The organism is Microcoleus sp. BR0-C5 (assembly GCF_036705045.1).
GTDB lineage: Bacteria > Cyanobacteriota > Cyanobacteriia > Cyanobacteriales > Microcoleaceae > Microcoleus.
This window is the reverse complement of record NZ_JAUBTR010000127.1, coordinates 1-9,680: the sequence shown is the minus strand read 5'-3', so window position 1 is coordinate 9,680 and position 9,680 is coordinate 1. Positions and strand designations below refer to the sequence as shown.

Annotated in this window: 6 protein-coding genes, 1 tRNA gene and 2 pseudogenes; 4 read left to right on the top strand and 5 right to left on the bottom strand. The window is 46.2% G+C overall.

Annotated features, from left to right (window positions below; all coding sequences use genetic code 11):
* Positions 1 to 517: 517 nt before the first annotated feature.
* Together QUB08_RS30560 and QUB08_RS30555 are read left to right on the top strand one after the other, a co-directional pair.
* A complete protein-coding gene (locus QUB08_RS30560; protein WP_006632312.1) occupies positions 518 to 694 on the top strand; it encodes a hypothetical protein in 177 nt (58 codons plus the stop codon).
* An 856-nt stretch (positions 695 to 1,550) separates the two neighbouring features.
* A complete protein-coding gene (locus QUB08_RS30555; RefSeq protein WP_333229879.1) occupies positions 1,551 to 3,128 on the top strand; it encodes a peptidoglycan-binding protein in 1,578 nt (525 codons plus the stop codon).
* 177 nt (positions 3,129 to 3,305) lie between these two features.
* On the opposite strand, the gene QUB08_RS30550 is transcribed toward QUB08_RS30555, so the two are convergent.
* The 3 genes and pseudogenes from QUB08_RS30550 to lipA form a co-directional block, all read right to left on the bottom strand.
* A complete protein-coding gene (locus QUB08_RS30550) occupies positions 3,306 to 3,833 on the bottom strand; it encodes a transcriptional repressor (RefSeq protein ID WP_332981668.1) in 528 nt (175 codons plus the stop codon).
* A 435-nt stretch (positions 3,834 to 4,268) separates the two neighbouring features.
* The gene (sigC, locus tag QUB08_RS30545; protein ID WP_333229877.1) at positions 4,269 to 5,534 is read right to left on the bottom strand and encodes an RNA polymerase sigma factor SigC; all 1,266 of its coding nucleotides are present in this window, start codon (positions 5,532 to 5,534) and stop codon (positions 4,269 to 4,271) included.
* A gap of 806 nt (positions 5,535 to 6,340) precedes the next feature.
* Positions 6,341 to 7,216, bottom strand: a pseudogene (lipA, locus tag QUB08_RS30540) (lipoyl synthase); the annotation flags it as partial.
* A 91-nt stretch (positions 7,217 to 7,307) separates the two neighbouring features.
* Between lipA and QUB08_RS30535 the strand changes: the two are divergent.
* A tRNA-Pro gene (locus QUB08_RS30535) sits at positions 7,308 to 7,381 on the top strand.
* Positions 7,382 to 7,459: 78 nt separating this feature from the next.
* Here QUB08_RS30535 and QUB08_RS30530 read toward each other — a convergent pair.
* A complete protein-coding gene (locus QUB08_RS30530; RefSeq protein ID WP_333229875.1) occupies positions 7,460 to 7,744 on the bottom strand; it encodes a flagellar alpha dynein in 285 nt (94 codons plus the stop codon).
* 53 nt (positions 7,745 to 7,797) lie between these two features.
* Positions 7,798 to 9,120: pseudogene (locus QUB08_RS30525) on the bottom strand (IS4 family transposase).
* Between the two features lie 118 nt (positions 9,121 to 9,238).
* On the opposite strand from QUB08_RS30525, the gene QUB08_RS30520 reads away from it, so the two are divergent.
* Positions 9,239 to 9,568, top strand: coding sequence for a transposase (locus QUB08_RS30520; RefSeq protein ID WP_333229873.1), 330 nt, complete (start codon positions 9,239 to 9,241; stop codon positions 9,566 to 9,568).
* Positions 9,569 to 9,680 lie beyond the last annotated feature (112 nt).

The window sequence follows — 9,680 nt, the reverse complement described above, 5'->3', positions numbered from 1 at the left end:
AGAGACATAAGATAGGCTGCACACTGAAATTATATTTTGCTCATTATAGGATCAATCATTCTGTGGTGTTCTCTTAGACAACAAATATACTCCTCTGATTGTGAGGGCCGCGAAGCAATCGCAGTGTGAAAATTGTTCACCAACGCCGGGTTTTTTCCTGTCTCTTGTTGCAAATAGCGAGATACACATTTATCACAAAAAGTCAAGTTAAATTTATTTTCGATATTTGAGATTGCAGTTTGATGCCCTGAGACTGCGGGTGCGATCGCCCCTGCAACATCCTGAATTTGACATAAAAGCCCAGCAGACAAAAGGTTTCAAGAGCTAAAATTCAACATAAAAACTCGAAAATACATAATCCTAACTTATGTTATTCAGGAGAGTATGTTAAGAAAATTAGCAATATTTTAAGGTTAGTTGCAAAACGCAGGCTGTTGTCACCGCCGCAGAGGCAAGAGTGCTAGCTTTGATCGCAATATCTAAGTTTTCAGCTTAACAGCTACCAACAATAAAAAATATGTACGACAAACGTCCCGATCGAGATTTGGCGACTGCTGCTGTTACTGCGGCTTTGGGAGCTGGGGTCGTTACCTCTTTTGCGGTGAGCCGAGGACAAAACCCGCTGGTAGCCATCGCAATTACTGTTTTTGCAGCGGGAGTAGCTGTAATTTGCGATCGGTTCGGCTTAATTTAACTACCAGCCGGGAAGTCCCGGGCGTATATTTAGAGGGGATTAATCAGAGCGCTCGGCCCCGTACCCCGTTGGGAATTACGCCCGCGTGATGAAAGGCTCGTCGGGTTTCGGTACCGAAACCGACAATTATTCTTTTATACCCCAAGATGATCGGGAAATACTCTGATACTATATTAGCAAGTGGGGGTGGAACTACCTCACTATAAAAAGCATGAGAAAAAAAAGGAAAAAGAAGCCTGCGGTCTAACTGTACTCAGTTGACCGTCAGGTTTGTTCACTACAAAGTCAACTTATCAAAAAATCCCCGCCCTATTTGCAACTAGCAAAAGTGGGGATTTTTAGTGGCTAGTTTTTTGGTTAATCAGCGGTACTTTCCCAGATGCACTCGCCACATGAAGAAGCCGCGTTTCTTAACAAAAAAACTGCGATTTCAGGCTCTTTACCTGACAACCAATTAAGTTGATGACAACCTGCGTCCAAGTCTTGTGGTAATTTCTGCTGCCGCCAGATAAAATATTAGCCAGCGATTAAAAGGGCGGGTTTTTGAGATTGTCAATTATTGGCAGATATTTTTCGTGAGGGGAGCCCCTACCGTATTAGGGGTAATCGACCGGACATAATATTAAAGGCTAAGATGTGCCTACAAACTTTTTTGCTGAGTCTCGCGTCTCTAGAAGCAGCGATGCTATCTTGGTTGTTACCTGTAATTATTTTTGACAGTAAATTTTTTATAAACACGGGTGCTTCGCGCTTTCCAAGTAGAACTTAGCGTTGATAGAATCCAAGCCAAGCGTGCCAAAAATCATTTTTGGCAGTTTGCTCACACAACCCACCCACAATTTCACACTAAAAAATTATGGAATCCCTTGCTTACCTCGAACTTGCTCTTGTTTGCGAAGCACCCCCAGAGTCGAAAATTTTTGATGAGCCCAAGTGGCAAAACCTATCGAGTCAGACTTACGTCCGTTTGTTGTCTCTGGCTTTGATGCTGTCGGTTTTGAGTGCAGCAGGTGCGGCTTTTGCTCAAATAGATCCGGGATATCCCAATGTCCGAGCGATTCAAGACAGGTTGCGGGAACTTGGTTATTTTCCCAGATCATCGACAGGTCAACTCGGCCCGGTAACAAAACAAGCGCTGACTAACTTTCAGCGAGACTATCAACTGTCGCTGACTGGTAGGCCCGATCGAGCTACTGTGATAGCACTCAACAGTTTTGCCGGGGATGACGATCGACCTTTTAATACTATTTATACAAATTATCGGGAGCTGCGTTTTGGAGACGCAGGTGCAGATGTTTCTGCTCTCCAGCGCAGGTTGAAGCAGCTAGGCTACTTCAGCGCCCATCCCACAGGGAGTTTTCGCGAAGTTACTCAAAATGCGGTTAGATACTTCCAGCGAATTAATCGACTGCGGGTAACTGGAATTGCCGATAGGCAAACTTTAGCTTTGCTGTTTGGTTCCACCCGGCCGGTTCCCCCCGTTACGCTTCCAGGGAATATTTCGGGAAATGGCGGTTGCAAGGGGCTGCGGTTCGGGGACAGAGGGGCGACGGTAGACTTGATCCAGCGACAATTAAAAGCTTTGGGCTATTTTGAAGGTGGCGTTGACGGCAAGTTCCGCGAACGCACTCTCTACGCTGTGACTCGTTTTCAGCAAGATTATAATCTGGTTTCTGACGGCTGCGCTGACACTGCTACTTTGACTGCTATCGATGCCCAGATGAGGGCAGCTCAAATTACCTTATATCCTGGGGAAAATGACCAGCAGAGTAATGCCGGAGATTTTCTGGAGTTGGGCGACAGAGGCCCAGAAGTAGAATTTGTGCAGCGGCGGCTGCAACAATTGGGTTATTACAGGAGCCAGATTCACGGTTGGTTCGATCGACCAACTCAGGCAGCTTTGATCCGCTTTCAGAGGGATAGCGGGCTGTTCGGGACTGGAAGAGTGGATCGCAGCACTCGATCTGCTTTGCGACAAGGCAACAGGCAGGCAGCAGCGCCGTTGCCGTCGCTCGCTGCGGGTCTGCGACGGGGCGATACTGGGCCTGCTGTCCGACAACTTCAGTCTGCGCTCAGAAGTGTGGGCAAAAACCCCGGCCAGGTGAACGGAGTATTTGGAGCCGAGACCGAGTTTGCGGTGCTGTCGTTTCAGCAGGAACGCAATTTGTCACCGGCGACGGGTATTGCCACTCCGGCGACTTTGGCTGCGCTCCAAAACGGATTAGCTGGGCGGCTAGCTGTTCCTGCTGTTCCAATTAGCAGCAGTTTCAACTCTCGATCGAGCATTCAGCAATTACAAAGGCGGCTGCAAGACCTCGGCTTTTACACAGGCTCGATCAGCGGAGTTTTCGATACTTCGACGAGAGACGCCCTTGATCGAGCTCAGCGCAGTTACGGGGTCAGCAGCGACGATTTGTTGAGCCAAACTTTTTAGCCCCAGGCTTGCGGACGCTACATCAAAGAAATCGGGTTTCTGGTTTCCGACTCATTCCTGAAATGATGTATTTTTCTTAAGAAACCCGGTTTCTGCGTAACTGCGATCGCACTTGGGCTACCCATTTTTGTTAAAAATTGTAACAAGCCGTATTTGAAATGCGAAAATAGTGTATTGTCACTCGATTGAATCCGGGGCACTGCTGCCGTTCTGGGCGATCGACCTCGGACAAGACCAATTGCTCGAAACCAAAGACGGCCATCCCATCCGCAAAGCTTCGTGGCACACCGTATGAATGGTTAGCTGGCAGTCTAGCAGGTGCAACCCAGACTTTTCAGATTGCTTCATGCCAATTTTCAAAATCGAATCGTTGTTAAATTCGATCGTTCTGTTGCACTGAACGCAGACTAGGTGGTGGTGGTGATGCGGGTAAGGCTGGTTTATCTCATAGTGTTTGTGACCTTCTGCTAGTTCGAGTTCGCGGAGGAGGCTCATCCTTGCCATTAACTTTAAAGTTCGGTAAATGGTGGACAAGCTAATGTTTTCGCCGCGATTTTTTAACAAAGTGTACAAATCCTCCGCACTCAGGTGATTGCCTTTGGGGAGGTTCTGAAACACGTGCAAGATGGTTTCCCGTTGGGGAGTCATCCGCCACCCTTTGTCATTGAGTTCGGATTTGAATGAGGACGCGGTATAAAGTGCCATTGTGACCCTCTCAAGAAAGTCTGCCTATTGACAATAATACACAACGATCGAGATATTTTGCAAATATCGCAGCTTATTGAAAAAAGGTTGAGGAAAAAATTTGGTTTTTGATATTGTTTGACTTTTAACCAGCTTTATGACTGAAAGCATCCAGGATACCCGCCACGTGATTCATTCCCACGCGCAGACTCAGGACCCAGAAATAAAAAACCTGTATCCGATAAAACTTGCCCCCCGAATTTATGCGTGGGGTCAATGCTTCAACCCTTTAATCTAAAATCTAAAATCTAAAATCTAAAATCGATTGACTTGCAGCAGAGGACAGAGAAGTTGTTTAGAAGTAAATATTGTTACTTCTGCCGAATGCCTCATGCCTTCTGCACAAGTGCCAAATGCCTTGCTCCCTGATTAATCGCGCTGACGGACCTGCCAAATTTAAGTCAGAGACTCCAAATAGTCGCGGACGCGGTTGCGACGCTTAGGTTGGCGGAGTTTTTGCAAAGCTTTGGCTTCAATTTGACGGACTCGTTCGCGGGACAAGTCGAGGGCGCGACCGATTTCGGCCAGCGAATAGGGGTGTCCGTCACCCAAACCAAAGCGCATCAAAATTACATCTCGCTCGCGGCTGGTCAAATCTGCCAGCAGTTGCTGCAAGTCGCGGTGCAAAGCTTCTCGCATCAGCATTTCTTCTGGGGAGATGCTGTCGGTTTCGAGCAAGTCGCCTAACTCTGTATCTTTTTCGTTGCCCACTTTAGTTTCCAAAGAAACAGAACGGGGAACTCGCAGCAAAACTTCTCGGACTTGGGGCGCTGTCATGTCCAACTCGACAGCGATGTCTTCGATCGTAGCTGTCCGACCTTTTTCTTGAGAAATTTTGCGCTGGGCTTTCTTGATTTTGTTCAGTTTTTCGGTGATGTGGACGGGGAGGCGAATGGTGCGGCTTTGAGTGGCGATAGCCCGCGTAATTCCCTGCCGAATCCACCAGTAGGCATAGGTGCTAAACCGATAGCCCCGCGTCGGGTCAAACTTTTCTACAGCTCGCTCCAGTCCCAGAGTACCTTCTTGTATTAAGTCGAGCAATTCTAAACCGCGATTTTGATATTTTTTCGCCACCGAAACCACCAGGCGCAGGTTCGCCTTGATCATGTGGTCTTTAGCTTCGACGCCTTCAGCTTGAATTCTTTCGATCGTCTCTACCGTCATCTCGGCTAACTCGGCCCACTGGCGCTTGCCTTCGGACATAATTCGCTTGAGTTCTGGCACGTCACCGACACCGGCGGTTAATGCCCAGCGTTCCAGGGAAGGTTTATGTCCCAACTGTGCGGATAACCGATCGCGCACTTCTATTAAATGCACGAAGCGTCCAATTAGCCCTTCTTCCTGGGAGGCGACGGTGTTGCGTAATTCCAGCAATTTGATATAGCGCTGAACTTTTTGAGCTTCCGAGACTTCTTCGTCTCTACCCAAGAGACGAACCCGACCTATTTCTTGGAGGTACAGGCGCACTAAATCTGTAGTGCGACGGTTGGCATTTTTTTGCAATTTGGCTGCTGGGTCTGCATCTTCTGTCTCTGCTGGGTCTTGGTCGAGCAGTTCGTCTCCAGCTTCTTCAGCATCTTCATCCAACACATCACCTTGCAAGGGATTGACTCGCAGTTGTTCGTCGAATTCAGCTTCAGCGTAAAAAGAGGTGGCTGGCATAGTGATTTTCTCAGTGGCTCCGGTGAAAAGATGCTACGCTTAGCGGTTATTTATAATTAAGATGCCCATTTGGTTAAGACGAAGCATCACCGCTTTGTGTTTCTTTAGTAACTTTTCTGACTTTTCTGCTGTTGTTTGATCGAACTTTTGCTGCCCCACTTGTTTTACCAAGATTCTGGAAAAGGCTAAGAACTTTCTGATGTAACAGGTTGAAGGCCCGAAAAGTGTGTTGTACTTCTTTGTTTATGTAGCCAGTATAGATAGTGACTGGCTAGAAACAAGTGACGTTAGTCAGAAGTTAAGTTAATCTTCATCACCAATAACCTGGTTCCCGATCACTTCGGAAAATTCGCCATTTTTTTAATAAAACTTTATATAACTCGGCGCTGTTGATTAAATACGCTGCCGTGAGCGCGGAAGTTTAATCCATTATAGAATATGGGTTTCAGAGTTGCTAGAGTCCCCAGTACCGAGTTATTGGCTGACGCAAAAACCGGGTTTCTTCCTCAAATTTCTGGATTAAAACCTAGAAGTTTGAGAAAGAAACCCGGTTTCTGGAGCTCTTTTGGGTAAGTCGCGACTTGGAGGCGACGATCGACCGATAATTGTTTTGCTATTGGCTGCTGCTTCGGGCTTAACATCACGCCCCGAACACCAGCATCTGAAACCGGGTTTTTTGCCCTGGGCCTGCATATCAAGCGCAAGTTTTTCCTGGCTGTTACCCGGTCGATCGGGTTTTAGTGAGAATGGTGCGATCCTCTTCGAGGGCTTCGCTAACGGGCGCAAGTCAACTCAAATTAAAATTGCTAGCGTGGGTAAAGTTTCATCAGTTCCCTCACCTGTTCGGCGTGATAGGAACTGCGAGTTAAGGGAGAAGCGACAACTTGCAAGAATCCCAAAGACTCGCCAAACTTTCTCCAAGCATCAAACTGTTCTGGAGGCACAAAGTTTTCTACGTTCAAGTGCTTTTGAGTCGGTTGCAGGTACTGTCCAACTGTTAAAATATCGCAGCCGACAGCCCGTAAGTCCTGCATCGCCTCCCGAATTTCGGTGTCTGTTTCTCCGAGCCCCACCATGATGCCGGATTTGGTGTAAACCCCTGGTGCGAGTTGGCGGCTTCGCTGCAATAGTTCCAAGGTGCGATCGTACTTTCCTTGCGGCCGCACCTTGCGGTAAAGTCGCTTTACGGTTTCGGTATTGTGGTTGAGTACCTCTGGGCGGGCTGCGAGAATGATTTCTAAAGCCTGCCAGTTGCCGCACAAGTCGGGAATTAAAACTTCTATAGTTGTATCGGGCATCGCCGATCGCACTGCTTGAATGCACTCGACAAACACAGATGCGCCCCCATCCGGCAAATCGTCCCGGTTGACAGAGGTAATCACGACGTGATTGAGTTTGAGCCGCTGCACTGCTTGCGCCAATCTTTGGGGTTCCGTCGGATCTAAAGGTTGGGGCTTTTTCTCAAAATCGATGTCGCAGTAAGGACAAGCGCGGGTACAAGCCGGGCCCATAATCAAAAATGTCGCAGTACCTGCGTTAAAGCATTCGCCGATGTTCGGACACGAAGCCTCTTCGCAAACCGTATTCAGGGATAAATCCCGCAAAATTTCTTTGACGTTGCCGACGCGCTCCCACTGGGGGGCTTTAACTCGCAACCACTGGGGCTTAACTGTCACGTCTGTCTCCGCCTGAGTAGTGTTTTAAAAATCATTATATACGAGGTTGCTAAATTTTAACTTGAATGTGATAAGCTTAAAATCTAGTGACTAATTTCGGGATGTAGCGCAGCTTGGTAGCGCACCTCGTTCGGGACGAGGGGGTCGCAGGTTCAAATCCTGTCATCCCGATTGACTTTAACTCTTTACAGGTAACTGGTTTCAGATTTATTACTCTCTAGGATATTCCATTTTCCGCTCATCCTTCGCTCAGTCCGACTCTTCTAAGTAGCTGAGTATCTCCAAAACTGCTTCCATATCAGCCAAGTCCGCCCTCGACTTTTTACGCCGCGCTTTCAATCGGTTGAGCAGGTCGGCCGGCTCTGGAAATTCTGCCACGGTCGGAGCTGAGTTTTTATTTGCTTCCCGATCGCGCTGCACTTCCTTGAGCTCTTGCTCCAACATCTGAACCTTCAACCCTAAATCGCCGTTGCGCTCGTGCAACTGATTGAGTTCTGCATCCCATTCTGCAAGTTGCTTGTTGGCCGCTTTCAATTCCTGCCTGAGTGATTCATCGTTGCCATCACTCAGGCACCATTGGTAACAAGTTAAGCTTGTATGGCAGTTGTCAAGGGGGTTTGAGAAGATGTCTCAAATAAAAATTGGTTCTGGCCTCGCTGTCGATCGGGGAAAGGGGCAACAATTAACTTAACATTGGGCTTTCGTTGAGATTTAACAATACCTAAATCTCGATTTTCTCTTCAAGGCGAAATACTCTATCGGGTCAGTTGCCGGTGCGTTGTTGGCGGGCTACATAAAAATGGTAAAGACCCCGGTAAATCATTTCTAATGAAATCGAATCTATTGGTAAAGAGAGTTGGTCAGCAACGGCATCACCTAAATCGACCAAGATTGCATAAAATATCCAAGTTCCCCAAATTTGAAGCTGAATGCCGTTGAGAGAACCCGTCCACAAATAACTTAATCCCAACAGCATTTTTACGGTATTAAAAGCCTCTTCTATTCTCCAGCGCCTGCGATATAAATCTGCCACGACGTAGGGTGGCAGCATTTGAGGATCTAGTACGCTTGTCAAATAAGAATGCCAGGTTTTACCCGAACGAACTTCTATCAAACGTAAGGTAATAAATGGATTTTTTGCTGTTCCCGAACCCAAACGTACCAGACTATTTTTAAGGTCGTAGCTTTTAGTAAATACTTGCTGTATTTGAAGGGATGCTACTTTTTTTAAACGAGTAATTAAGTGAATATCTTGTTCAATTAATTGGAGCCCAAAGCTGAAATTATAAAACCCTCTATCCAGTAAAAGTAAGGTTTTATTTGGTACTAATTGCAGGATGTTTTCTTCAAGCTTAACATCAGAAGCTCTCGGGTTTTCCTGAAACCAAATATCAACAGGGAGCCTGGTCATTAAATCTATGACTGTTGCCATTTTTCCTGCTAACTGCCCTTTTGGTATATCTTCTAGGCTTTTGAGCTTGCTTGCATAATCCTTCGAGCGTTGAACTATCTACTATCCAAATTCTCGAAAATTTGGTTAAGGCAAATTGAATGCTTTCTGGTAAAGGTCGTTGGTTTCTCTGGTGCCAAGCAGTTTTTAAACTCGGCAATAAATTTTTGAATACTCCCTCAAATAAGGTGGCGGGAAAACTTAAAAACCTTTGAGACATTGCTTGTTGAGTGACTGTTGTAGGCTTGCACCACAAAAAACCTGATCTTGCCAGCATTCTTGTAAGTTCTGTCACCCCCGCTACATCTCGCCACAATAGAGTTAATACTGCTGCTACCATCAACGGCAGGTTAAGAATTCTCCCTCGTAAACCTAGTTGACGGTAGTAATTTTCTTGTGAGGTGATGGCTGGTGTTAATAATGCCGATAGTTGCGAGGCAATCGCTTCATCTTCCACCATCGGTCTTGTGGTTTTTTTGGCGTGTCGCGGTTGGTTTTTTGACTCTTAGCCATATTTATTGACCTACACAATCGCTAGAGATTTTTTTTTTGAGTTTTCGCATTTAGACAAAGTTTGTTTGGAAGCATATTTACAACTTTTGTCAATACAATATCCTCATGAATTACACATCATTCAAGTAGATAACGCACCCGCTCATAATTTAAGCTCATCTGAATTACCAGACAAGATCATTTTACTATTTCAACCTCCGGCTTGTCCAGAAGTAAATCCCACAGAAAGAGTGTGGGAATATCTCAAAGATTTTTTAGCTTGGTCGATGTTTAGTAATCTTGACGAACTCCGCACAAAAATCCAGGAAATTTTGGCATCTTTCACCGATCGCGTCATTGGTTTTCTCACCGGATGGTCTGGGATTTTACATTCTTTATCTCTATCACATCTTTAAAAAAATGGTATGACTACGGTTTGACGATAAAACGACCGGCTCTCCTGAACTTATGGTTATAAGTTTATCTAATCAGAAAAGCAAGCTAATACGCGATTCCTAAAATTATTAA

Coding starts and splice junctions, on each gene's coding strand:
- QUB08_RS30550 (WP_332981668.1), bottom strand. CDS start 3,833: ATGGCACTTTATACCGCGTCCTCATTCAAATCCGAACTCAATGACAAA.
- sigC (WP_333229877.1), bottom strand. CDS start 5,534: ATGCCAGCCACCTCTTTTTACGCTGAAGCTGAATTCGACGAACAACTG.
- QUB08_RS30560 (WP_006632312.1), top strand. CDS start 518: ATGTACGACAAACGTCCCGATCGAGATTTGGCGACTGCTGCTGTTACT.
- QUB08_RS30555 (WP_333229879.1), top strand. CDS start 1,551: ATGGAATCCCTTGCTTACCTCGAACTTGCTCTTGTTTGCGAAGCACCC.